The organism is Clostridium sp. NSJ-49 (assembly GCF_014287725.1).
Taxonomy (GTDB): domain Bacteria; phylum Bacillota; class Clostridia; order Clostridiales; family Clostridiaceae; genus Clostridium; species Clostridium disporicum_B.
In genome coordinates this window covers 17789-43785 of sequence record NZ_JACOOP010000007.1, presented here as the reverse complement: position 1 = coordinate 43785, position 25997 = coordinate 17789, and the positions used below count along the sequence as shown (strand labels likewise).

The following is a 25997-nucleotide window of genomic DNA, read 5'->3' as shown; positions in this document are numbered from 1 at the left end:
ATTATCCTCCAATTTGATTCATAAATCTTATTTCTTCATGCTCTTTATTTTGATTAAATAAATGTTTCTCTGGTTTGTTATAAATAGTCTCTTCAATCTTTTTCTTTAATTCTTCGTTGGATATACCTTCTCTAATAAGGTCTCTTAAGCTTACTCCATAATCAAAGTGTAAACATTGCTTTAAAAATCCTTCTGGTGTAATTCTAACTCTATTACATTCTTCACAGAAGCAATTACTCATAGCACTTATAAATCCAACCTTACCTAAAGCGCCATCTATCTTTATATATTTAGCTGGCCCGCTACTTTTTTCTTTTCCTATCTCAACTGCATTAGCAAAGTTATCCTTTATAATATCTCTTATTTCTTGATTACTAACTCCTTTATAAACCTTTCCTACACCTATTGGCATAAGTTCAATAAATCTAACATCTATAGGCTTATTTATTGTAAGATTTATAAAGTCCTTAATCTCATCATGGTTTATATCATTAACCATAACTGTATTAAGCTTTACTTTTATTCCAAACTCTATGCACTTATCAATAGCTTCTAAAACTTTTGAAAGTTCACCTCTTCTTGTTAAACTCTTAAATCTATCTTCCTTCAAAGAATCCAGACTTATATTTACTCCCTTAACACCACTTTTAGCTAAAGCCTCAACCTTATCAGCTAAAAGTATTCCATTAGTAGTAATATAAATTTCTTCTATACCTTCAATATTATTTATACTATCTATAAGTTTAGTTATATTAGGTCTAACTAGAGGTTCTCCCCCTGTTATTCTTATTTTCTTTATACCAACTTCAGCACAAGATTTAACTACTCTTAATATTTCTTCATCACTTAACTTCTCAGATGTTTTTAAAAAATTATTTTCTTTTTCATCCATGCAATATATACATCTTAAATTACAATTATCAGTTACAGATAATCGCAAGTAATCAATTTCTCTTTTAAATTTATCCTTCATCTCTAATTATGTGGCTATTCAAAGAAATTGAATTCACCACTTTTCCCTCCTGTTTTCTTTAACAGATGAGTTCCCTCGATTACCATTCTCTTATCTACAGCTTTGCACATATCATAAATAGTTAAGGCTGCAACTGTTGCTGCTGTTAAAGCTTCCATCTCAACACCTGTTTTATCAACTATTTTTACTGTTGCTGTTATATCTATAGCACTTTCTTCTTTATTTATATCAAAGTCAACATTAACGCTAGATATCATTAAAGGATGACACATAGGAATTAAGTTAGAAGTTTGCTTACTAGCCATTATTCCTGCTACTCTAGCAACTCCAAGCACATCTCCTTTTCCTATTTTTCCAGCCTCTATAAGATCTAATGTTTCTTTACTTACCTTTATCTTAGATACAGCTACTGCACATCTTGCAGTTTCTATCTTTTCAGAAACATCAACCATTCTTGCATTTCCACTATTATCAAAATGAGTTAATCCGTTATTCATATCTTTTCTCCTTTTATTTCCCAAATGAGCAATGTGGGAATGTACATACATCGCAATCTAAACATAATCCACCATGTCCATAATGAGCTATATCTTCAAAACTTAATCTTTCATCTGCTAAAACTCTTGGTAATACTAGGTCAAGTACTGTTCTCTTTGAATACATAGCACAACTTGGAACTCCAAGTATTGGTGTATCATTATGGTAAGCAAGTAAGAACATTGCACCTGGTAATACTGGTGAACCATATGTTACAAGTTCTCCACCACTTTCTTTTATCGCTGTTGGAGTAACATCATCTGGGTCAACAGACATTCCTCCAGTACAAATTATCATATCAACTTTTTCTTCTAATCCTTTTTGAATTTCTTCAATTATTCTTTCTTTTTCATCCGGTAAAATTACTTGTCTTACAACTTCACTTCCGTAATATCCAAGCTTAGCTTTTATAACTGGTAAGAATGCATCTTTAATTCTTCCCTTATAAACTTCATTACCTGTAGTTATCAAAAGACATCTTTTAGGCTTTATTTCATCAACCCAAATTACTTTATCATTAACTAACTCTTCAGCTTTTAATATTGGCTTTTCATCTATGATTAAAGGAATAACTCTAGTAGCACCTATCTTTTCACCTTTTTTTATAGGAGTATTATTATGCAGTGTTGATACTATAATTTCTCCTATTGAATTAATAGTAAATAACTTTTCTTTATCAATTCTTAAAACACCATCTCTATCAGCAAAGAAATCAACTTTTCCTTCTTTTATTTCTTCTGATTTAGCAACACCTTCACCCACAACAAGGTTTGAAATTCTTATAGCTGCATCATTTTCATGAAGTTCACCTTCCTTAGGCTCCCATACATAAATATGCTCTTTACCTATCTCAAGGAATTTTTGTATATCCTCCTCTTTAATAATATGTCCCTTTTTAAATACTCTTCCCTTAAACTCACCAGGTATTATTTGAGTAACATCATGAGATAAAATACACCCGATTGCATCCTCAACTCTTATCATTTTCATAGCTAACTACTCCATTCCTATATTAATTATCTATTCATACTTTTTAATATTCTAATAATCAAACTCTCCTTCTGCCATAAGCACTTTGGGACATTTGCGTCAGCAAATATTTTCTCCATTGACGAAATCAATCTTTTCTCCTCACGCAGTGACTTTTCCCCTTTGCGCAAGCAAACTTTTCACTTTACCACAAGTGACTAAACTACTTTCTAGCACACTCGCTTGCTGAACCTAATAATATGTCAATTCCATGTTTTATATCATCTAATACAAAATCTAACGCTTCTTTGCAAGCCTTTGGACTTCCTGGAAGATTTACTATAAGTGTATTTTTTCTTATTCCTGAAACTGCTCTTGAAAGCATTGCTCTCTTAGTTATCTGTAAGCTAAAATATCTTATAGCTTCACATATTCCTGGAGTTTCTCTTTCAATAACCATCTTTGTAGCTTCTGGAGTTATATCTCTTACTGAAAACCCAGTTCCACCTGTGCTTAAAACAAGATTAACACCTAAGTCATCTGCCATATGTTTAAACTCCTCCGCTAACATTTCTTTTTCATCTGGCAATACTACATATCTTACAACTTCAAAACCTTTAGCTTCTACTATTTCTTTTATAACTGCTCCGCTCTTATCTTCTCTTTCTCCAGCATATCCTTTATCACTACTCGTAACGATTCCTACAGTATACATTTATCTTTCCTCCAATTCATTAAATTCTATTGGTGTGTTTACATTTAAAAAATCTTCCTCTTCAAATTTTCTATTGCCTAGTTTTTCGATTACTTTATAATTTGAAGACATTATAAATCTTTGTAGTTTATTTTCGTTTTTTATTAAACTCTCTTCAATTTTACCTAATATATTTTTAGAATATATTGAACAAAGTGGCTGTAATCTATCCTTATATTTAGGCACTAATACATCATAATTTTCATTATAATTCCCTAAGAAATCTAATAACTCACTACTTACAAGAGGCATATCACAAGCTACACATAAAACACAATCAGTAGTAGAACTTTTCAATGCTGAATGTATTCCTGATAGGGGACCATTTCCCTTATATATATCTTCTACAACTCTTAAATTAAACCTTTCATAAACTTCTTTATCATTAGCTACAATAATAACTTCCTTGAAGTTTTTTCCTGCATTAATAATATGCTCAATAAAAGTTTTTTCCTTAAAACTTAAAAAAGCTTTATTATTATAATTCATCCTACTACTTTTTCCACCTGCCAAAATAGCTAGTGTTTTATTTATCAAAGCAACTCACCTCTTAAAATTTAATAATAGTAACTATATCTCCTTTATTAACGCCTTCATTACCAGCTTCCAGCTCTATTAAACAATTAGAATTTAATGTAGAGCTAAGAATTCCATTTCCACTTTTAACTTGTGTTATTTCTACTTTTTGACCATTAACATCAGAAGTTACTGTTCCTCTTAAAAACCTTCTATTCGGACTCTTCTTTTTAAATTCATTAGTTAAAATAGCTTTTTCTCTACTTATTTCTATATGTTCTTTTCCACTTAGCTTTTCTAGTGTTGTTTTAGCAATAAGTTCAAAAGTAGTTAATGCAGCTGTTGGATTTCCTGAAAGGCTTACTATAATTTTTTCATCATATTTGCTACAAAGCATAGCTGATCCTGGTTTAATATTAATTTTCCAAAATAATTTTTCACCATTAATATAATCTATTACTTCTTTTATTAAGTCCTTTTCTCCTACAGATGCCCCACCTGTAGTTATAATAAAATCTGCTACTCTTGAAGCTTCCTTAATTTTATTTCCAATCCCAATAAAGCTATCATTTTCATGATCCACATAGGTTACTTCATAACCTAACTCAGCTAATCTTCCTAATATTGTATACTTGTTGCTATTATATATCTTTCCTCCTATTAATGCTTCATCTAAATCTAATACTTCGTCTCCTGTACTTATAAAAGCTACTCTTGGCTTTTTATAAACATTAACAGTTCTTATTCCAGAACTAGCTAATATTCCTATGTCTGCATAATCTAATTTTTTACCTTTCTTCACCAAAAGGGTTCCCTCTTTTATATCCTCACCTTTTAAACAAATATTTTCTTCAGCTTTTAATACCTTATTTACCTCTATAAAACCATCCTTAAAAGTTACATCTTCTTGTTTTATTACAGCATTAGCTCCAATTGGTATAGGAGCTCCAGTCATTATTTTAATTGCTGTTCCTTGCTTTACTTCACTTTTGCAAACATCACCTGCAAAAACTTGGTCTATAACCTTTAAGGATTTTTTTCCTTCCTCTGTATCAATAGAAATCACTGCATATCCATCCATAGCTGATTTGTTAAATGGAGGATTATCTATCTTTGAAAAGATATCTTCACTTAAAATTCTACCTATTCCAGAAAGTAATGACACTTCTTCAATTCCAATAAATCTAACATTTTCACTTAAAATCTCTATGGCTTCTTCTAAACTAATAAAAGATTTCATAACTTGCACCTCATACTCAAATAATTAATGGAACTCACTACTCACATGTATTTGTAGGAGTGCCTCTACAGTATAACTTCAAAGTACTAACTCATAAATTTGAACTTAAAAAGCTTGCTACTTTACCCTTATTTTGGGTATAAGTAACAAGCTTAATACATTTCTATATTAAATCTACTTATTTTCCTTCCCAAAATACGTGGAGACAATAACTTTTCAATTACTGCCCTGTGAATGATAAACATTCAGGCGTAAAAGTCATAGAAAATTCCTTAGACTTTTACACACTAGAAAACACAAAACTATTTTTCAAATTTAAACTCTTTTTCTTTTTGGACTAAATCTGCTAATACTTTATAATCATCCTTTTTAACTATAGGTACATCACTATACTTAATATGTTCATTACTAGCAATAGCAATTAATTTTTCTTTAGGAGTTAATATCTCTTCACTAACTCCCTCTCTATAAACTTCTATTTTTCTTAAATCACTTTTTTTATATCCTTCAACAAGTACTACATCCTTGTCACTTACCATTTTAATTATATCATCTAAATTAATTTCTTGTTCTAATTCTCTAATCATCGCAAATCTATTTTTAGATGAAATAACTACTGTTTCTGCTCCAGCCTGTCTATGTCTGTATGTATCTTTTCCTTTTTTATCTATATCGAATCCATGAACATCATGTTTTATTGTTGATACAGTTAGCCCTCTATTCTTCAATTCATTAATAAGTCCTTCCATAAGAATAGTCTTACCAACATTTGAGCCTTTTCCTATAACATTGACTACCTTTGCCATTTATATGTCACCCTTTAATTTTTGATTCATTAGGAGTAAGTTTAATTGACAAAATCGCATATACTCCTATAAGTATAAATCTTAAATCCTATATAAATAGAATTTAAGATTTATATACTTTAATTCTATTATATAAATCTTATTATATCAACATTCTATTTTTACCTTAATTTTATATTTATTGTTATGATTTCTCTAATCTTTTAAGTTTTCTACCTCTAATAAAATTAACTAGTGAAATAATAAATCTCTTAAACCACTTAATCACATTGCCATATTCAATATTTTTTATATCATTAGTATCTTTCATCTTTTTACGAAGACAAACTTTTATCAAAGTGATTCTTATTTTATTTAATACCTTCTTCTCTCAACATATCTATGCCTTAGTTTACATGTACAATTTCTTTTATATCTTTCTAATATTATTGCTCTATCTCCAAAAATCTTAGAAATTTTCAAATAAAACATTAAAATTACTATAATCAATACTGAAAAACCATAAATATATATTCCTCTAAAATTTATATTTTCAATTATAAATCCTCCAGTAAAGTTACCTATTGCAGAAGCTACTCCATTCACCAATAATTTTACTCCTGCAAATACATCTCTATTCTCTATTTCAATATAGCTCATCATTGAGCTATCTAAAGATGAACCAACTAAAGTTGCAAAAATACATCTAAATATTAATATAGTTACAAAGGGAATAGTATTTAATTTTAATGTTAAAAAAAACATTGTTGCTGCCAAGCATATTAGTGATATCAACTCAAATCTTTTTATTCCAATCTTACCTATTATTGTTGGCATAGCTAGAACGCCCATCATTACCACCGTTGTTATTATGAAGCTAACTATGGACATTGTTGTGTTACTTAAACCAAAGTAATTTTTCATAATTAAATTATTATATGGCCAAGCAGCACTTCCACCTATAGCAATAATAAATAAAAAAATTGCAAAAAACCTTATATTTTTATGACCTCTAAGTAACTTAAATGTATCTCCAATAGATTCCTTAATTTTCCCTTCATCAAGCTTTCTTTTCTCATCCCTAGGTAATAAAAATAACCTCATAACAAAAGCTACTAAAGTCATACCTGCTGATAAGTAAAATAATTTTCTATATCCTATAATACTAAATATAGATAATCTATCTATATTCCCTGCCAATAAAGTTCCTAAAGTTGAAGCAATAAAATTAACAGAGGATTTATAACTATATGCACAACATTCTTTGTCTGGTGTTGTATATGAATAAAGTAGTTGCAATTCTGTAACTTGTATAAAACAAAGCCCTATATTAGTTAAGATTTGTGATAGTAAAAGTAATATATAGCTAGTAAATACAGCATATGCCCCTATTCCTATAGAACTTAATAAACATCCTAAAGCTAAAATATTTTTTCTTCCAAACATATGTATAAATGGTCCTACAAAGAAACCTACCATTGAAAATAATGAACCTAAAGAAAAGATGAGTCCAATTTTATCAGAGGGTATATTAATTTCATTTAAATAAAGTATTTGTAAAAATCCATATATACCAAAAGCCGCAGCTAATATCAATTCACTTATTACAATTATTTGTACATTTCTTGAAAAGCTAGCATAAGTTTTAATAGTTTTAAATCTCTCCACAACCTCACCTCTTAACCTAATTTTTCAATATATCTCTATTTAGGTTAAGCTTATATTATAGTTTTTATGTAAACTAAAATTTTCTAAAAAAATAGAGATGTATCTCTACATCTCTATTAATCTAACTATTTATTTCTTATAACTTCAACTTTATAGCCATCTGGATCTGTTACAAAATAGTATCCTGGCTTTTGCCCTGGAAGTCCCTTTAATGGAGTAACTTCATACCCTAAAGTTTTGTGTTTCTCTCTTTCACCCTCTAAATCATCAACACCAACTGCTATATGACTAAATCCATTTCCTAATTCATAAGGCTTTTCTGGATTATAATTATAAGTTAATTCAATCTCATATCCTCCAATTTCATTAGAAAGATACACTAAAGTAAACTTATGCTCTGGAAAATCTTTTCTTCTAGTTTCAACAAGACCTAATGCCTCTCTATAAAACTTTAGAGATTTTTCTAAATCCATAACTCTTATACATGTATGTAACATTTTAACTGCCATAAAATCATCTCCTATATTAATATTTTTATAATACTAATATACAGTAAGAAATACCCACTAACAAGAAATTTCCCTTTATAAAAATATTAAAATACTACTCTTTATATAAATAGTCTCTTGTAAGTGGTAAATCATTATCTATTCCTTTAGTAAATAGAATTTGATGTAAATCTATTATTCCATTATTGAATGTAGCAGCGCAAGAGCATAGATACATACTCCACATTCTAATAAACTTTTCATCAAACATCTCTCTAACTTTATCTATATTATTATTAAAGTTTTTATACCATTCTAATAAGGTCTTAGTATAATGTAACCTCAAGCTTTCTACATCTATAACATGATAATTGTAATCTCCTGAAATATTTATTATCTCTCTTAATGATGGTATAACCCCACCTGGGAATATGTACTTTTTAATCCATGCATCTCCTTCAGATTCTTTTATTCCACTTATATAATGTAATAAGAATACTCCTCCTTCTTTTAAAACTGCATTTACATTTTCAAAAAATAAGTCGTAATTAGGTCTTCCTACATGTTCTATCATTCCTACACTTACAACTCTATCAAATGATAATTTTGATTTCTTTAAATCTCTATAATCCATTAGTTTTACTTCTAAATAATCTTCTAAATTTTCTTCCTTTATTCTTTCACTAAACTTATTAAATTGTTCTTGGCTTAATGTTATTCCTAATCCTTTTATCTTGTATTTTTTAGCTGCTTCAATAAGTAACATTCCCCATCCACAACCTATATCTAAAAGACTTTGACCTTCTTTTAAATTTAACTTCTTTAATATATGATGAATTTTGTTCATTTGAGCTTGATACAATGTATCATTTTCATTTTTAAAATATCCACAAGAATAACTCATAGTTTCGTCTAACCACAAGCTATAAAAATCATTTCCTATATCATAATGAGATGAAACTTCTTCTTTCTGCTTTGATTTATTAGTTATTTTATGAAATATTTCTGGTAATGCCTTATGGTCACTATTAAATTTATTCATGTACTTTAACACTGTATTTAGCGCTAAGAATAAATCTCCTTCAAATTCTACATCACCATTCATATATGCTTCACCAAAAGCTAATGATGTACTACTTAATAAATCCTTTTTATTCAATGGCTTTTTTATATGTACCCTAAATAATGGTTCCCCATTACCTAATACAACCTCTTCTCCATCCCAAAAATCTACTGCAAATGCTTCTCCTTCAAAGTTTTTCAAAAATGTTTTAAGAAAAGTCTTTTCTACGTTCATACTTCACTTCTCCTCCTTTATATATCTTGTAGTATGAACATAATTTTATAAATTTAACCATAAGTGGATTTTTTATTAGTATTTATGTAAAATGTAGATTACTTTACTCTAAAGTAATACATAACTATAATTAAACAAATAGAAATAGAGAACTATATTAAATTGCTGCACATACAATTCATTATAGTTCTCCTATTAAAAGTGTTATTTACTTTCGAAATCTAATATTATTCTGCTATTGCTATAACTTCTATTTCTACTACTGCATCCATAGGTAGTTTAGCAACTTGAACACAACTTCTTGCTGGAGGATTTTCTCCAAAATACTCATTGTATACTTCATTTAATTCAGCAAACTGAGTTAAATCTTTTACAAATACTGTTGCTTTAACAACATTTCTAATAGATGACCCAGCCTCTTCTAAAATACTCTTAACATTTTCTAAGCTTTGTCTTGTAGCTTCTTTAATATCTGTTTTTAATTCTTTAGTTTCTTTATCCAATGGTAATTGTCCTGAGGTAAATATGAAATTACCTACTTTATTACAATGTGAATAAGGTCCTATTGCATCTGGAGCCTTAACTGAATTAATTACTTCTCTTTTCATTTCTATTCTCCTAACTACTTTATATATTCTTTGTAGAATTCTACTATCATTGGAATTGCTTCTTTTAATATTGCTTTACTTGTAGCTACATTTATTCTTAAATATCCTTCATGATCTTTAATAAACCTACTTCCTGTTTCAAGCAATACTTTCTTTTCTTGCGCAAGCTTAATTATGAAATCATCAATATCTGAAATATTATCGAACTTTACCCATAATAAATAACCTGCATCTGGAACCATAGTACTGATTCCTTCTACATTAAGCATGTCCACAGTTAAATCTAAATTTTCTTTTATGTTCATTATAAGTTCATCAACCCAAGGTGAGCCATTTTCATAGCATAAGGTTAAAGCTCTAGTTCCAACTCTATTTGGATGAAGCTTTCTTTTGCTTAACTCATTTGCTAAATCAATTCTCATCTCTTCATTACTACATAAGAATGTTGAGATTTCCAAACCTGCTATATTAAATGTTTTATTCGGTGATGATAAAACTATTATATTTTTATATTGGTTTAAATAATCACTAAAAGTATTGAAATTATTTCCTAAATCTAAATCTCCATGAACTTCATCACTTATAATAATTATGTTTTTTTCCATGCAAATATTAATAATCTCGTTTATCTCTTCTTTGCTCCAACATCTTCCTGATGGGTTATGTGGATTACAGATTATTAACCCCTTAATATCTTCTTTTTCCACTAAAGCTTTTACTTCTTTAAAATCTAAAGTATATTTATTATTATTTAATTTCATTTTATAAGAAACTAAATTCATACCATTATTCGATACAACATCTTTAAATGGTCCATAAGCTGGAGTGAATACAAGTATATTGTCACCTTTTTTAAACAACTTATCTACCATAACATTCATAGTAGATAATGCTCCTATTGAAGGAACAATCCATTCACGTTTAATTTCTGATCTATATCTATCTTTATACCATTTTAATATACTACTATAAAATTCTTCTTTTATATCAAAGTACCCAAAATCACCTAAAGCTATAAATTCCATAAGAGGCTCTATTACCTCTTTAGGTAATTTAAAATCCATGTCAGCAATGAATAGTGGATAATAATTTGCTGCGTCTTTTACTTTGAATCTTTTTTCAATATACTCTTCATTCCACTTCTTAGACCCATTATTTCTTCTTTGTAATATGTCTTCGAAATTATACATTGCTACCTCTTTTCTTCATATTTCTCAATAAATTTCTTTATTATATAATCCATTGCAATATGAAAGTTTAATCGAGTATCTATATTACTATCTGAATCCTGAGTATACGCTGTATAAACCTTATACTTACATAACTTTTCAAAGGTAGAATTTCTAGACTCTGTTATAAGTACTACGTCAACCCCTCTAAGGTTAGTTTCAACTAATACCTCTAGTAGTTCTGGTGTTTCCCCACTTCTTGATAACATAAATACTAAATCTTCATCTTTATTTAATATTCTACTAGATAATCTCATAAATCTTGAATCATCATGTTGCTCAGCAGGTATTCCTAATAGCTGTAATTTTATTTGAAATATCTTACCTAAATAATTGCTCATACCCATTCCATATATAGTTATTCTTTTGCATTTCATCATCTTTTCAACTATTTCATCGATATCAGATTGCTTAACTAACTTATATGTATCTAACATTAGATTTACAAAATCGGTATCATCTATATTGGGTTTGTTTTCTTTTTCTAATTTATCTCTTTGAAAATAATCATCTTTAAATTGTATAAAACTTTTATACCCTAACTTTTTAGAAAGTCGGTGCACAGTTGTATTACTAATAGAAAATTTTTCTGAAATATTAGCTATTGTAAAATTATCATATTTAAATAGCGCGCTATTCTCCAATAATAATTGTAATAACTCTTTTTCTAATTTAGTTAAATACTTTGAGTTCTCTGAAATTCTTCTGTGTATTTTCATATGTGCACCTCACTTTAAATTCTAAGCTTCTATTAACTCCTCAGTTAATTCTTCAGCTCTATATTGCTTATCTAAAGCTAACACAAATGGGTAGTATATTGCAAATGCTGCTGCTATGGCAACTACTTGTACTAATGCACCTTGCCATCCACTTACTAAGAATCCACTGAATATTGGTGGTGTTGGCCATGGAGCTACTACACCGTTAAATGGACTTAAGAATCCTATCTTCATAGCAAATATTGCAATAAGAACTGAAACTATTGGTGCTAATGTTAATGGAATTAACATTAATGGGTTAAGTATTACTGGTAAACCAAATATTATTGGTTCATTTATATTGAATAATGCTGGAACTGTACTTAAGTTTCTCATCATTTTCATTCTTTCAGATCTAGCAACAACTACCATAGCTAAAACTAGTCCCACAGTCATACCTGCTCCACCTATAGTTGCAAATTGGTCAATCATTTGAATTGTTCCGATATTTGCATTTTCTAATGTTAAAGCACCTTGTTTAAATAACTCTAAGTTTTCTACTGAGTTTGCATTTAATAATGGGTTTACAATTGAGTTAACAACTGTTGGGTGAATACCAAACCACCATAAGAATCCATTTAACCCTGCAACTACTGTTATAGCAGCTGGAGATGCTGTTAATCCTTGAAGTGGAACTTGTAATATGTCATATATGAATTCATGCATTGAAGTTCCCATGCTTAAGAATATTCCGTTTATTAGTAATGCATATGCAACAACTATTACTCCTGGTATTAATGATACGAATGATTTATATACCATTGGTGGTACATTTTCTGGTAATTTAATTACTAAGTTCTTTTTAACTACAAATCTATAAAGCTCTGTTGAAGTTATACTCATTATAATTGCTGTTATAACACCTTTTGTTCCAAGCCATGCCATTGGAAGTACTTTATTTATTACTTCTCCTGATTCAGCAGTAGCAAATTTAGGTGTAACTATTACGTAAGCTACTATAGAAATAATCATAACTGGTAGCGGATCCATCTTATCATCTTCTGATAATTTGTAAGCTATTGTTCCAGCTAACATAATCCCCATTATGTCAAATGTAGCTCTATATGCAGGTGAAAGGAAACTATCCCAACCTTCACCAAATATTCTTGCCATAAATTCTGGATAACCATTTATAGGGAAGTCTGTTATTAATAAAAATACTGATGCAATAATTGTTAATGGCATTATAACCATAAACCCTGATTTAAGAGCTCTCATATATCTTAGATTAGCAAATCTAGATACTACTGGAACCATTTTTTCTTCAATAAATCTTGAAATAAAGTTCATTTTTATTTCCCCCTCATTTTTAATAACGTTTTCAAGTTTTATTATACGGATTTTATTCCAGATTTGAATTCCTACTCTCGGAAAATTTTCCATGCTTTTTTTGGATTTTTTATCACTATCTTAATTCTAATTTATCTATTTGTTATTCTTTTATTATTAAAATAATTATTTTAATAATAAAATACTCTGAAATTAATTTTTTCATTAAAGAAATCAATTTCAGAGTATGTATATTAACTTAAATATTCATTTATTTTATAATAAATTTTTGATTTTATTTACTTGCAACAAAGACAATATGATTACTATATCCTAATAACTCTGTCTTTTCACAAGTATAAAGATGAAATCTCATCCATTCATTAAACTCAGCTTCACTAAATTCATTAATCTTATCAGCCATAAGTTCAGCTAGCCCATCAGCTGCAAACTGTGTAACTTTATTTAAGTTGCTCTTTCTCATTAATTCATCCATTTTTCCTACTGTCATAAAACAAAATGGAGTTTCATCTATTAATTTAAAACTTTCCTTATCATACTCATCACCTAATAAGTGATTTTTAGTATTATAAATAAAAGTTTCAGTAACAAAGACCATATCATTTGAAAGATAAGCAAATAATATTTTACCATCTTTCTTACATACCCTTTTACTTTCTTTAATAGCTGTTAATTTATCTTCATCACTCTTTAAATGATATAAAGGTCCAAAGCATAAAACTATATCAAAACTATTATCCTCAAGATATGATAAATCCAATGCATTTCCTTGATGAACTTTTATATTCATATCTCCAGTAACATTTGATTTTAATATATCAATATTTCTCTTTACTGGTTCAACAGACGTAACATCATATCCCTTTGATGCATAGTGCAAACTATAAGCTCCAGTAGCAGCTCCTATATCTAATATTTTTGAATCTTCTTTTAAATACTTGTCTATAAAGTTTGTAGTAGTTATAAATTCTATACTACTTGCATTTGAAGTATTCAATCTTTTTTCCTCATTGAAATACTCATAAATCTCATCTAATTTCATCATACCCCTTCACCCCTATTACTTAATAATTCTCATGCAAAATTAATATCTAAGTTTGTATTATTTCTATTATACATAAACCTTGTTAACTTTCAACCATTTTTTGTAATATATTACATTTAATTGTGTTAGAATTAGTTTATAGATTAATAAATACCAATAAAGGATGTTGATTATATGCTTACTAAAAATGAAATTTTACAAATTGCTAAAGCCCAATTTGCATTAGACTATAATTTTAAAGATTATGATATTACTAAAGATACTAATATAATTACTGAAAATAGTCTTATTTCTGGTAGAAGAATATATGACAATGATGGATGCTTTTTAAAAATACTATGCTTTAATGGTAAAGCTTTTATTTCAGCTGATCCTAAAATTATTCCTTGGTGTAAAGAAAATCTTTTAACTATAGATGCTGCCTGGCTTTCTGAATACCCAAAATTAAAAGCTATAGATACTAAACTTAGAGAATTTGGCCACGAAATTGCTGATATACATCATTATTACCTTCCTAAAACAATGAATGAAAAAATTGAAATTCCCTTCTCTATAAAATGGTATGAAAAAGAAGAGATTAATCAATTTACAAATGATGATAGATTTGGTGAAGCCTTTGCTTTTGATAAAAATCACCCTGATATTCTTGCAGTGGCAGCTTTTGATGGAGATACTATGTTAGGAATGGCTGGAGCTAGTGCAGATAGTGATACTATGTGGCAAATCGGAATTGACGTTTTTCCTGAATATAGAGGAAAAGGGATTGCTACTACTCTTGTAACCTTATTAAAAAATGAAGTATTAAATAGAGGTAAAGTTCCTTTCTACGGAACTGTAGAAACTCACTTTATCTCTCAAAATGTGGCTATTAATTCTGGATTCTTTCCTGTTTGGGAAGAACTTTATACAAAAGCCCTATAATAAGATAGTAATTAAAAAAGTGCGAAAATTTTTCGCACTTTAATTAAACTTTACAAATACACCTTCTCTTGATTTTTGTAATGCTTGCTGGGTTAATATTTTAATTAACGGTGACTTTTCAGAGGATTTACTTATAACTCCATCTATTATAACTGTAGGGTCAATAATTCTTAACTTATTAACCTGATGTATATCATACTCTTCTTTATTCTCAATAACATCTACATTATAATTTAATGATTGAATCAAACTTCTTATTTCTTGATTTTTAGAATTTTTTAATATATTTAAAACATAATTATCATCCTGAAGTAAATCTTCTAAAGTTATAATATCATTATCTAAAGCTACTTTTAAAGCATTTGATAATCTATTATAAGCATATATATTTAATGGATTTAAGAAAAATCCTATTACCTCCTTATAATAAGTATTTACGAACCATTCTGCTGCATTTATAGTAGTAATAATTATTTCTCCATCTATAACCTGTAAACTTTCTAAGAAATTTTTTATTGCAACTAATGAAATATATCCATAAGAGTACATATCTCTTAAAGTATAATCTATTCTATCTGCACATAAATCTGGAGCTGATCTTTCTAATATAGTCCATTTCTTTTCATTATATAGTATATCCTTATAATCATACCCATGTTTTATAAGGATTTCAGGTATACCTGAATTTTCTATTATTTTTTCATAAATCTCTTCATGATAATCTTCATTACTTTTATTTAATGCAAAATCAACCACATGAGAAAATGCAGTATGTGAAATATCATGTAATAATCCAGCAATTTGTTCTTCTATAGTTCCATTCATCTTCTTAATAAGTAGCATCGTTCCTACTGAATGCTCATATCTAGTAACATTCCAATTTGGATTTACAAGATAGCTTGCACCACCTTGATGAATATTTTTTAATCTTTGAAATTCTTTAGTATTTATTAACTCTTCTAAAACACCTTCTATTTCAAAGTCACCATATATATCGTCCTTTATTTTCATAAGCTATCCTCCTCATAAGAATTAGGCTTTTATCTTATCATTTTAACCAAATCATTACAAACATTTACACAAATTATATTTACTATTTTATTCCACTAATAGAAAAACATTTGCTAATACCAGCAAATGTTTTAATAAATTCATATATTCTATTTTTTGTCTAATAAGTTTAGTACTTGATCTAATATAGCTTTTTCGTTCATCATTCCATATAGTATTACATCTATTACTTTTACTGGAACTCTTCCATTAACTAATGCATTAACTTGTGGCATTTGAAATCTAACTTGTGGTGATAGTAAAACTATGTCAACATCATTTATTACCTCTTCACACTCTGTTATCGGTAAAGCTTTAATATCGATATCAACCTTTTTCACTTTAACGTATTCTCTCATTTTACTAAGTAAGATACTTGTTGACATTCCTGCTTCGCATACTAATAATATTTTTTTCATAAATCCTATCCCCCATCGTCTCAAGAAATTCCTGAAATCGTTTCCTGTTTATATTTTACATTTATACCTTTTACTTGTCAATGTAGTTATATTAAATCAAAGTCTGTTTACTATATATATATTACAATAATAAACTCTATATTATTTTTTATAAAAAAAGCTGTAGTTTTTTATATGGTAAAAATCTACAGCAACTCATCATTTTATATTTTAATACTTTGTATTATCCTCTAAAAAATCTTAATAAATAGCTTAATGTATGAAACTCTCTATCTATTTCTTCTATCATATCATTAAATCCTTTTATTAATTCTTCCTCAGTAAATTGTTTTTCAAGCAAATAAATCTTTACCGGATTTATCTTACCTTCCTTAGTATCTAACACTCTAGATGCTTTAATATATTTATTTGTCATAGCCTTATTTATAGCAGCTTCTAATTCTTCACTTATATTTAATTCAGGTATCTCATCAAATATAGTAATATTTAATGCATCAATTCCCATATTAGTACATTTACTTAAATCACACCCAACAAATATAACATCTTTAAATTCTGCATCTCTAAAGTCTACATTATCTAAATTTACTTCTTCAAAAATAGTATTTTCAAATTTTGCATGTCTAAACTTACTATTTTTAAGATTAGTTCCTATAAATTCTGCTCCTTTAAAAGTACATCCATAAAAATCACAAGACTTAAAGTGAGCTCCTCTAAAACTTACAAAATTAAAATTTGAACCTGCAAAGCTACTAGCATAACAATTACTTCTAGCTAAGTTATTATACATAAAATTTTTATTCATCTTTTCAACTTTATTATAATGAAAATTTCCCTTAACACTATTATTTCTAGCCATCTATTTTCTCCTTATTAAGAAATTTGGATACGTGTATATATTGCTTCCTCCATATCCGATAGTATATATAATACTATAATAAACCAATACCTGTATACCTAATTATTTTTTACTATAATTTGTATTTTAATCCCTTTTAGAATTTTATTATTTCATTTGCAAATACTATATATTATTTGTTATGAAAGGTACGATATTTATGCATAGTAAGAATATTGAAGAAATACTAAACCACAGAAAAAATATGCATCTTAAGCTTGTTGTTCAAGGTATTTTAATAGGGTTGATCACTGGACTAGTAATAGTATTAAATCGTATATTAATATCTAAATTTTTTACTGTTTTTGAAGATTTTTATATAAAGTCACGAGATAATATCTATGAAACAATTATAGTTTTTATCACTGTTTCTTTCTTTGGTTTAATAACTGGATACATGGTTAAAAGAGAAAGTATGATATCTGGTTCTGGTATTCCCCAAGTTAAAGGTAGAGTTATAAATAAAATAAGTGTTAATTGGTTTAAAATATTAGTTTATAAATTTTTAGGTGGATTGATTTCACTATCTGTAGGTTTATCAGTTGGAAGAGAAGGTCCTTCAGTTCAAATGGGTGCTTCAATCGGTGAAGGATTAGCTAACAAATTTGTTGAAAAGCTTCATGCTAAGGAAGAGTTCTTAATTACTGCCGGTGCTTCAGCAGGTTTATCTGCAGCTTTTAACTCTCCATTAGCTGGAATAATCTTTGCTCTTGAAGAAGTCCATAGAACATTTTCTCCATTAGTATTATTGCCTGCTATGGCTGCTTCTCTCACCGCTGATTTTATATCAAAAAACTTTCTTGGTATGGAATCTGCTTTAAATTTTAATATACTTACTCCTTTACCCTTACATCTTTACTGGCTATTAGTTATATTGGGAATAGTTACCGGTGTTTTTGGAGTTATATTTTGTAAAGGTATTTATCTTTTTCAAAATTTATATGGAAAATTCAAGAGTATCCCAATTCAATTCAAGGTTATGTTTCCTTTTATGATAACAGCTATCGCCGGAATAATTAGTCCAATACTTCTAGGTGGAGGTCATGAAATAATTGTTCACCTAGCTAACGCTAATAATTCAATTTCTCAATTATCAATTTTGTATATAATAAAATTTTTATTATTACTTATTTGCTTTGGTTCAGGGGTACCTGGTGGTATATTTTTACCTATGTTACTTTTAGGAGCATTACTTGGGAAAATCTTTGGAGATATTTCAGTTACTTATTTAGGTATTAATAGTATTTATGTACTTAATTTTATTACACTTGCTATGGCTGGTTACTTTGTTGCAGTAGTTAAAGCTCCTATAACTGGAATTATATTAATAATGGAAATGACAGGTTCCTTTAGTAATCTCTTAAGTATTGCTGTAGTTGTAATAATAGCCTATCTAACATCTGATATTTTAAGAAACGAACCAATATATGAAAAATTACTTGAAAGATTTTTAAATAATGTAGGTGCAGCAAATCATCTCGACAAACACGATAAAACATTAATGGAATTTGTAATTGAGATGGATAGCACCGTTGAAGATAAACTTATAAAAGATATCTCTTGGCCAAAGGATTGTCTTTTGGTCGCTATAAAAAGAGGTGATAGGGAAATAATACCTAGAGGTAATGTAAAACTTATTGCTGGTGATTATATAATTGTCCTAGTAGACGATCATAAAACTTCTGAAATCTACGAACAAATAACCTCTATAACCTTGGCTGATTAAAATAATAATGTAAATTATATAAAAAAAGAGTGCTATAAAGCACTCTTTTACATCATCATTAATATTCCTGAAATAAATAAAGCTACATATACAAACTTTGTAAATGAATCTCCCTTTATTTTTTTATGTACTATATTACTTACTACTATAGCTATAATTACAAATACCATAGTAATTAAAGCCATTGTCATTATTCCAGAGTTTATTTCACCTCTAAATATATTTATAGAAAGCATGATTGCATTTAATGTAGCCCATAAGGCACATAATGTAGCTCTAAAGCTTGATTTATCCTTTATATTTGCTGTAGCATAAACTACTACAAAAGGACCTCCACAAGTAAATGCTCCATGTACTATTCCTCCAAGGAAAAGTACAATATTATGTATTATTTCTATATACTTACTCTTAGCTTTCTCTGTTTTTTCTTCTACTTTTTTTCTACCATCATATAAGCCTTTTATACCTACAATAATCATAAATATCCCTAAAGCTATTTTTAAAGGTCTCTCTGGCAATGATGAAAATAACCACATCCCTATAGGTAGTCCTAATATCATTAATGAAGTTATCTTAATAAATTGCTTTTTATCAATATACTTAAAATCTCTTATTGCTATTACTACAGAAGCTATTAATACTACTACAGTCATAACAGGTACAGTAACTTTTAGGCCAGCTATAGCTGATGCAATAGGCAACGCCATAATTGTACCACCGAAGCCAATAAGACCTTCAATAAAGTATGCACACATTACTACCATAGAAAATGATATAACTTGACTTAAATTCATCTCTTATCCCCCAAACTTCTCTATTAATAAATATAACCTTAGTGAGTATAACATCAAAATTTGTAAAGATAAATATTTTTTTAAAATATTATGTATAAATTTTTAATTATAAATAAAAAATACAAGCCATTTATATAAATGACTTGTGTTCTAAACTATGCTATAACAAGTTTTCCAAAATATACTTGAGTCATATATAAAAGATAGCAAGTAGTCTTTATCGTAAAATATATATCATTAACACAATCTTCTTCTAATGAAACATATTCTTCTCTATTGTAAGTTAACTCTTCTAAATAATCTCTATCTTTTCTTAAATCATCTAATACATCTTCAAAAATTTCTTCTCTATATCTTAAAATATTTTTTAGTTTCTTATGCAATGTTATCTCATACATAAAATGTTTACCCATATCTTTTCCATAGTATTCTTCTAAATGATACTTACAGAAAGAATCAGCGATATAATGAGCTATTCTACCTAAAGTAAATGAAATTTCATCAATAGTCATGTCTCCATTTTCAATAGCTTCCTTATACTCTGCCATCTTTTTTTTTGATACGGTATAAGTATGATTTATCTTATTTTTTCTCTTGTGAAGATCTGGTTCAATACATCCATATAAGAATTGTCTCTTATTTAGCATTAAATCATATTTCTCGTTACATAGGTTAAAACAGTACTGACCTATAATTAAATGCGTATTAATTAACATTTTCAAATCCCCTCCCCGCAAAGCAGGTTTCAATTTTGATTATATCAATAATCTTATTATACACTATTAAATCAATTATTTATAAAAATTTATTAATGTAATTGTTGCCATTAATATTTATTTTTTTCTTCTACACTTTATTTTAAATTTGTTATAGAATATAGAAATGAATAAATTATTAATAATTAAACTATGATTATTATATAAGGAGATATATATTTTGGATACAATATTAACTAAAGAACAACTTTCTAGAATATACGGAAGAATAAGTCCTTTCGAATTTAAGGACAAGCTTATTTCTATAGCTAAAAAAAATGGTAAAAAGATTTTAGATGCAGGTAGAGGAAATCCAAACTGGACAGCAGCTACACCCCGTGAAGCATTTTTTACTTTTGGCCAATTTGCAGTTCTAGAAACTCAAAGAACATGGAGTAAAGCCGATCTTGCTGGAATGGTTCAAAAAGAAGGTATTGCTGATAGATTTAAAGAGTTCTTAAACGCTAACACTTCTACTCCAGGTATTAATTTATTAAAAAATATATTAGAGTATGGAATAAATACTTTAGACTTTAACCAAGATGATTTTATTTATGAGCTTACAGATGGGATAATTGGTGATAACTATCCATTCCCTGATAGGATGCTAGTACATATAGAAAAAATAGTTCATGACTATTTATTAAGAGAACTTTGCCAAGATAAAAAATTCGAAAATGAATTTGATGTTTTTGCTGTTGAAGGTGGAACTGCTGCAATGTGCTATATTTTTGATTCACTAGTAGCTAATTCACTTTTAAACCCTGGAGATAAAATTGCTTTAATGACACCAATTTTTACTCCATATTTAGAAATCCCACATCTACCACACTATAACTTTGAAGTTATAAACATTCATGCAAATGAAGTTGATGATGAAGGATATTCTACTTTCCAATTCCCTAAATCAGAATTAGATAAACTAAAAAATACAGATATAAAAGTTTTATTTGTAGTTAATCCAAATAACCCTGCATCAATAGCATTAAGTGATGAATGTAAGGAAAATCTAATTGATATTGTAAAAAATCATAATACAAATCTTATGATTATAACTGATGATGTTTATTGTACTTTTGTAGATGATTTTTCTTCAATAATTTCAGACTTACCATATAATACTTTAGCTGTATATTCACTTTCAAAGTACTTTGGAGTAACAGGCTGGAGACTTGGTACTATAATGTTAAGTCAAGATAATATATATAATAAGCTTATAAGCGAATTACCTGCTGAAACTAAAGATAGATTAAATGAAAGATATATGCACTTATCTTTAAAACCTGAAAATATATCTTTTATTGATAGGGTTGTAGCTGATAGTAGACAAGTTGCCTTAAATCACACTGCTGGACTTTCTACTCCTCAACAAGTTCAAATGGCATTTTTCTGTGCCTTTGCTTTAATAGATACAAATAACAACTATAAAAGCTTAACTAAGGAGATATGTAAAAATCGTAAAAAGCTTCTATTTGATGGGCTTGAGTTAGAATTAAGAAATCAACCACATGATGCTGCTTACTATACAGAACTTAACTTATTAGATTTAGCAAGAGAAAAATACGATAATGGCTTTGCAGAATATTTAGAGGCTAATTATAGACCATTAGACATAATTTATACTTTAGCTAATAACTTCTCTATCATATTACTAAATGGGGATGGATTTGCTTCTTCAGAATGGTCATTAAGAGTATCATTAGCTAACCTTAACGATGATTCATACTACATAATTGGTAGTTCAATAAATCAAATGCTAGACAATTTAGCAACTAAATATACCTTAACAAAATCAATTAAAATATCTATTTAAATAAAGTGCGAAGCACTTTGGTGAAAAGTTTGCTTCGCAAAGATGAAAAGATTGCCTGTGGCAATAGGGAAAAGTTTGACTTCGTCAAAGGAGAAAAGCCAGCTGACGCTGATGGGAAAAGGTCACTTCGTGCCTGGTAAAACATTGCTGTTGGCAATAGTGAAGAGTATCTCAGTATTAGTACTTTTCACCGCTACGATAGTAGCCTTTTCCCCTTAACTTTAGTTAACTTTTCACCTCGACCAAGTCGAATTTTCCCCTTAACTTTAGTTAACCTTTTCCCGCTGCCTTAACAGCCTTTTCCCCTCGTCGAAGTCGACCTTTCACCAGTGAGCTTTGAGAACAACATCCTTCTACTTTTCCTCATTAAGCAACTCTTTTAGTGCCTCTAGTTTTACTTGAGTAAACATACTATCTGTAAATGTATATATACATATAAGCTGAGAATGATTAAACATTTCAATATTAAACTTATTATCTAAAGCTAAATTTAGTTTATCTAAAATATTCTCTTCTTTAATTCTCATATATACATCTTGTGCTATTTTATCTATATTATCACAATACCTTTTAAATATAGGGTTATATTCACCTAATAATTTACTACCCCTATTTATGAAGAAATGTAATGTAGGCATTAAAATAGGATCGTATACTAATTTCCAATAGTTTTGAAGTTCTACATTATTGATTAGCTCTAAGCACTTATTATAAAGTTCCTCTTCATAAATATAAAACTCCTCTTCAGTTATATTAGCTATTTTTTTACTGAACTTATATTGTTCTATAGAAATTCTCTCTATCTGTTCTGGTGTTAATAAATAAATTAACTTTTTAAGATAGCTTAAGTTATTTTCTAATTGTAATTCAAGTTCATTTGAAATTTTTTCCCACAAAAAGTTATGATATTCACTAGATTCTATATCTGTAAATGGTGCACATAATAATATTGCTATCATTCTAGAGTCTACATTAGGAAAATATTTTTCAAGAAATAAATCATTTGATATTTTTTGTCTTTCTAATATATCTAAAGGTATTTCAAGATTTTTAGGTGTTGCATTAGCTGGTATATCTTCAATTAACTGATAGCTAGCTTGTAACTGACTTAAATTATCATATAGACTTTTTTTAAGATTATTTATTTGTCTATGAATAAAGAAGTTAGTTAATGTTGGATAAAGAAATATATCTTTAATATCTTGTATAGACATACCAATATTTCTAAGGGAAATGATAATTTGTAATTTTCTTAAATCTTCTTCTGAAAATTCGTAATACCCATTATCAATATTTTTAGTTGGCTCTATAAGTTCTTCCTTTATATAAAAATATACCGCTTTTTTACTTAATTTAGTCAATTCTAAAACTTTTTGTAATTTCAAAATTTTCCCCTCCAAAACAGTACCCTAAGGTAACACTTTTTGTATATGTTTTCTTAAATATTAACACTTTGTTAAAAAATAATCTATACTTTTCCTTGGATATGCCCTTATTTTGTCGCAAAAAAATATATTTGACATTCCTCTTAGGGTATCTGATAAGATTATTGTGAAATAAAAAACAATATTTTTTTAACGATTTAGGGGGAAATAAAAATGAAAAGAGCTTTATGTTTATTATTAACGTCTTTAGTTCTTGCTTCTACAGTTACTGGTTGTTCTAGTAATAGTAACGATGGAGCTACTAGCAAAGGTTCAAACAAATATACTCCAGGTGTTTATACTGCTACTACACAAGGAATGCATGGTTCTGAAATGGTAGTAGATGTAACTTTTGATGAAAGTTCAATAACAGATGTTAAAGTTGTAAGCCACGGAGAAACTTTTGGTATCGGATACGGAATGGAAACAACTCCAATTGAAACTATACCAAATAAAATAGTTGAAACTCAAAGTGTAGATGTTGATTCAGTTACAGGAGCGACTTTAACTACTACATTTATATTAAACGCTGTAAAAGATACAGTAGTTCAAGCTGGTGGAACTGTTGAAAACTTATCAGCAAAACCAGAAACTACTAAAGCTGAAGATCAAACTTATGATGTTGATGTTGTTGTAGTTGGTGCTGGTGTTGCAGGTATATCTGCAGCTATCGAAGCAGCAGCAAACGGAGCTGATGTTTTAATACTTGAAAAACAAGGTATAGTTGGAGGTGCTACTACTAGATCTGGTGGTAAGCTTATGGCTAACGGAACTGACATCCAAAAGGCTGAAGGAATCGAAGATTCAAATGAATTAATGTTTGACTACCTAAAAGAAGTAGGTGGCGATTTAATAGATGATGAAAAATTACACGGATTTGTTGATAACTCTTTAGACACATACAACTGGATGACAGATATGGGTGTTCAAGTTCAAGACGTTGAACCAATCCACTCTTCATTAACACCTTACAGAGTTCATAACACTCTTGGTGGTGGCGGTATGACTGATGGTCACGGTGGACAAATTATCGTTCCAATGATGAATAAGTACAACGAATTAGATGGTGATATACTTTACAACGTAACTGCTAACGAATTATTAACTAATGATAATAACGAAATCGTTGGTGTTAAAGGTTTAGCTAAAGATGGTAGCACAGTAACTGTTAATGCTAAATCAGTTATTATTGCAACTGGTGGTTATGCACAAAATAAAGAAATGATGGCTAGATATGCTGATTTCACAACTGGATATTCAACTCAAGTTCCTACAGGTAACGTTGGTGACGGTATAACAATGGCAGAAGCTGTTGGAGCTCAAATATTCAATAGTCCATCTACTCAAACTGTTTATGTAAGCTACACTTGCGGTGTTGGTATAAACGAAGAATCAGGTCTTATTGTTACTGAAGATGGTAAGAGATTTGTAAATGAATATACTTACCAATATCATGTTGGTGATGCAATGCGTAAAGAAAATAGTTCTTTAGGATACTATATTGCAACAAGCAATGATCCAACTCCTACAGTTCAATACGGAATGAGTTTAGAATCAACTGTAAGTGCTGATTCTATAGAAGAGTTAGCTAAACTAATCGAAGTTGATCCAGCTACATTACAAGCAACTGTTGATAGATACAATGAATTATGTGAAAAAGGTGTTGACGAAGATTTCGGAAAACCAGCTGATAAAATGTACCCAATCAAAGGCGACAAATACTATGCTATAAAACTTAACCCAGCTGTTACAGTTACATTTGGTGGTATAGTTACAGACGTTGAATCAAGAGTTTTAGATGCTAACAACACTCCAATCAAAGGATTATACGCTGCTGGAGAAACTGCATTTGAAGGATTATTCGGTACTGAATACCCAGGATGTGGTGTTGCAATCTCTGCTGGTTCTTACTACGGAAGAGTTGCTGGTGAAAATGCAGCTAACGAAGCTAAAGCAAACTAATTAAATTAAATTGCCCTAAAAATATTTTCATTATAAAAAAACCACCTAGTTTTGGTATTATACCATTGCCTAGGTGGT

General features: G+C 28.8%; 25 protein-coding genes and 1 riboswitch. Of the genes, 4 read left to right on the top strand and 21 right to left on the bottom strand.

Going from position 1 to position 25997, the window contains the following annotated elements:
- Position 1: 1 nt before the first annotated feature.
- The 15 genes from moaA to H8S10_RS03790 form a co-directional block, all read right to left on the bottom strand.
- Entirely contained in the window at positions 2–973 is a 972-nt protein-coding gene (gene moaA, locus H8S10_RS03860) for a GTP 3',8-cyclase MoaA (RefSeq protein WP_186837968.1), read from the bottom strand.
- Between the two features lie 14 nt (positions 974–987).
- Positions 988–1470, bottom strand: a complete 483-nt coding sequence (gene moaC / locus H8S10_RS03855; protein ID WP_055264010.1) for a cyclic pyranopterin monophosphate synthase MoaC — start codon at positions 1468–1470, stop codon at positions 988–990.
- Positions 1471–1483: 13 nt separating this feature from the next.
- Positions 1484–2500: a molybdopterin-binding protein gene (locus tag H8S10_RS03850; protein ID WP_186837967.1), complete on the bottom strand. Its 1017-nt coding sequence runs from the start codon at positions 2498–2500 to the stop codon at positions 1484–1486.
- Between the two features lie 202 nt (positions 2501–2702).
- The gene (locus H8S10_RS03845) at positions 2703–3194 is read right to left on the bottom strand and encodes a MogA/MoaB family molybdenum cofactor biosynthesis protein (RefSeq protein ID WP_055264006.1); all 492 of its coding nucleotides are present in this window, start codon (positions 3192–3194) and stop codon (positions 2703–2705) included.
- Positions 3195–3770 (bottom strand): molybdenum cofactor guanylyltransferase, encoded by a 576-nt coding sequence (locus tag H8S10_RS03840; protein ID WP_055264004.1) that lies wholly within the window; start codon positions 3768–3770, stop codon positions 3195–3197. It abuts the gene before it with no gap.
- 13 nt (positions 3771–3783) lie between these two features.
- Positions 3784–4989: a gephyrin-like molybdotransferase Glp gene (gene glp, locus H8S10_RS03835; RefSeq protein ID WP_055264002.1), complete on the bottom strand. Its 1206-nt coding sequence runs from the start codon at positions 4987–4989 to the stop codon at positions 3784–3786.
- A gap of 167 nt (positions 4990–5156) precedes the next feature.
- Positions 5157–5294: riboswitch (molybdenum cofactor riboswitch) on the bottom strand.
- Positions 5292–5795, bottom strand: a complete 504-nt coding sequence (gene mobB / locus H8S10_RS03830; protein ID WP_055264000.1) for a molybdopterin-guanine dinucleotide biosynthesis protein B — start codon at positions 5793–5795, stop codon at positions 5292–5294. It overlaps the preceding riboswitch by 3 nt.
- 354 nt (positions 5796–6149) lie before the next feature.
- Positions 6150–7442: an MFS transporter gene (locus H8S10_RS03825; RefSeq protein WP_186837966.1), complete on the bottom strand. Its 1293-nt coding sequence runs from the start codon at positions 7440–7442 to the stop codon at positions 6150–6152.
- 125 nt (positions 7443–7567) lie between these two features.
- On the bottom strand, positions 7568–7951 hold the full coding sequence (locus H8S10_RS03820) for a VOC family protein (RefSeq protein ID WP_055263998.1): 384 nt from the start codon (positions 7949–7951) through the stop codon (positions 7568–7570).
- Positions 7952–8045: 94 nt separating this feature from the next.
- Entirely contained in the window at positions 8046–9227 is a 1182-nt protein-coding gene (locus tag H8S10_RS03815; RefSeq protein ID WP_186837965.1) for a cyclopropane-fatty-acyl-phospholipid synthase family protein, read from the bottom strand.
- A 227-nt stretch (positions 9228–9454) separates the two neighbouring features.
- Positions 9455–9835: a RidA family protein gene (locus H8S10_RS03810; protein WP_055263995.1), complete on the bottom strand. Its 381-nt coding sequence runs from the start codon at positions 9833–9835 to the stop codon at positions 9455–9457.
- Positions 9836–9849: 14 nt separating this feature from the next.
- Complete coding sequence (locus H8S10_RS03805) at positions 9850–11025, bottom strand: aminotransferase class I/II-fold pyridoxal phosphate-dependent enzyme (RefSeq protein ID WP_186837964.1); 1176 nt, start codon at positions 11023–11025, stop codon at positions 9850–9852.
- A 2-nt stretch (positions 11026–11027) separates the two neighbouring features.
- On the bottom strand, positions 11028–11783 hold the full coding sequence (locus H8S10_RS03800) for a MurR/RpiR family transcriptional regulator (protein ID WP_186837963.1): 756 nt from the start codon (positions 11781–11783) through the stop codon (positions 11028–11030).
- A gap of 21 nt (positions 11784–11804) precedes the next feature.
- Complete coding sequence (locus H8S10_RS03795; protein WP_186837962.1) at positions 11805–13112, bottom strand: PTS sugar transporter subunit IIC; 1308 nt, start codon at positions 13110–13112, stop codon at positions 11805–11807.
- 274 nt (positions 13113–13386) lie between these two features.
- Entirely contained in the window at positions 13387–14157 is a 771-nt protein-coding gene (locus tag H8S10_RS03790) for a class I SAM-dependent methyltransferase (protein WP_242855861.1), read from the bottom strand.
- A 174-nt stretch (positions 14158–14331) separates the two neighbouring features.
- Here H8S10_RS03790 and H8S10_RS03785 point away from each other — a divergent pair, with 174 nt between their 5' ends.
- Positions 14332–15078 carry a GNAT family N-acetyltransferase gene (locus tag H8S10_RS03785; protein ID WP_186837961.1) on the top strand — a complete coding sequence of 249 codons (747 nt, stop codon included), beginning with the start codon at positions 14332–14334 and terminating at the stop codon, positions 15076–15078.
- A 39-nt stretch (positions 15079–15117) separates the two neighbouring features.
- Here the strand turns inward: H8S10_RS03785 and H8S10_RS03780 are convergent, their stop codons facing one another.
- The 3 genes from H8S10_RS03780 to H8S10_RS03770 form a co-directional block, all read right to left on the bottom strand.
- Positions 15118–16089 (bottom strand): HD domain-containing protein, encoded by a 972-nt coding sequence (locus H8S10_RS03780; protein ID WP_055263988.1) that lies wholly within the window; start codon positions 16087–16089, stop codon positions 15118–15120.
- A 149-nt stretch (positions 16090–16238) separates the two neighbouring features.
- Positions 16239–16547, bottom strand: a complete 309-nt coding sequence (locus tag H8S10_RS03775) for a PTS sugar transporter subunit IIB (protein ID WP_055263987.1) — start codon at positions 16545–16547, stop codon at positions 16239–16241.
- 223 nt (positions 16548–16770) lie between these two features.
- Complete coding sequence (locus H8S10_RS03770; RefSeq protein WP_186837960.1) at positions 16771–17406, bottom strand: pentapeptide repeat-containing protein; 636 nt, start codon at positions 17404–17406, stop codon at positions 16771–16773.
- A 199-nt stretch (positions 17407–17605) separates the two neighbouring features.
- On the opposite strand from H8S10_RS03770, the gene H8S10_RS03765 reads away from it, so the two are divergent.
- Positions 17606–19171 (top strand): ClC family H(+)/Cl(-) exchange transporter, encoded by a 1566-nt coding sequence (locus H8S10_RS03765; RefSeq protein WP_186837959.1) that lies wholly within the window; start codon positions 17606–17608, stop codon positions 19169–19171.
- A gap of 47 nt (positions 19172–19218) precedes the next feature.
- On the opposite strand, the gene H8S10_RS03760 is transcribed toward H8S10_RS03765, so the two are convergent.
- Together H8S10_RS03760 and H8S10_RS03755 are read right to left on the bottom strand one after the other, a co-directional pair.
- Positions 19219–19965, bottom strand: a complete 747-nt coding sequence (locus H8S10_RS03760; protein WP_186837958.1) for a sulfite exporter TauE/SafE family protein — start codon at positions 19963–19965, stop codon at positions 19219–19221.
- A gap of 155 nt (positions 19966–20120) precedes the next feature.
- On the bottom strand, positions 20121–20681 hold the full coding sequence (locus H8S10_RS03755) for a zinc dependent phospholipase C family protein (protein ID WP_186837957.1): 561 nt from the start codon (positions 20679–20681) through the stop codon (positions 20121–20123).
- A 217-nt stretch (positions 20682–20898) separates the two neighbouring features.
- Here H8S10_RS03755 and aspD point away from each other — a divergent pair, with 217 nt between their 5' ends.
- The gene (aspD, locus tag H8S10_RS03750; RefSeq protein ID WP_186838003.1) at positions 20899–22533 is read left to right on the top strand and encodes an aspartate 4-decarboxylase; all 1635 of its coding nucleotides are present in this window, start codon (positions 20899–20901) and stop codon (positions 22531–22533) included.
- A 353-nt stretch (positions 22534–22886) separates the two neighbouring features.
- On the opposite strand, the gene H8S10_RS03745 is transcribed toward aspD, so the two are convergent.
- Positions 22887–23918, bottom strand: coding sequence for a MerR family transcriptional regulator (locus H8S10_RS03745; protein ID WP_186837956.1), 1032 nt, complete (start codon positions 23916–23918; stop codon positions 22887–22889).
- A 213-nt stretch (positions 23919–24131) separates the two neighbouring features.
- On the opposite strand from H8S10_RS03745, the gene H8S10_RS03740 reads away from it, so the two are divergent.
- A complete protein-coding gene (locus H8S10_RS03740; RefSeq protein WP_186837955.1) occupies positions 24132–25919 on the top strand; it encodes an FAD-dependent oxidoreductase in 1788 nt (595 codons plus the stop codon).
- Positions 25920–25997 lie beyond the last annotated feature (78 nt).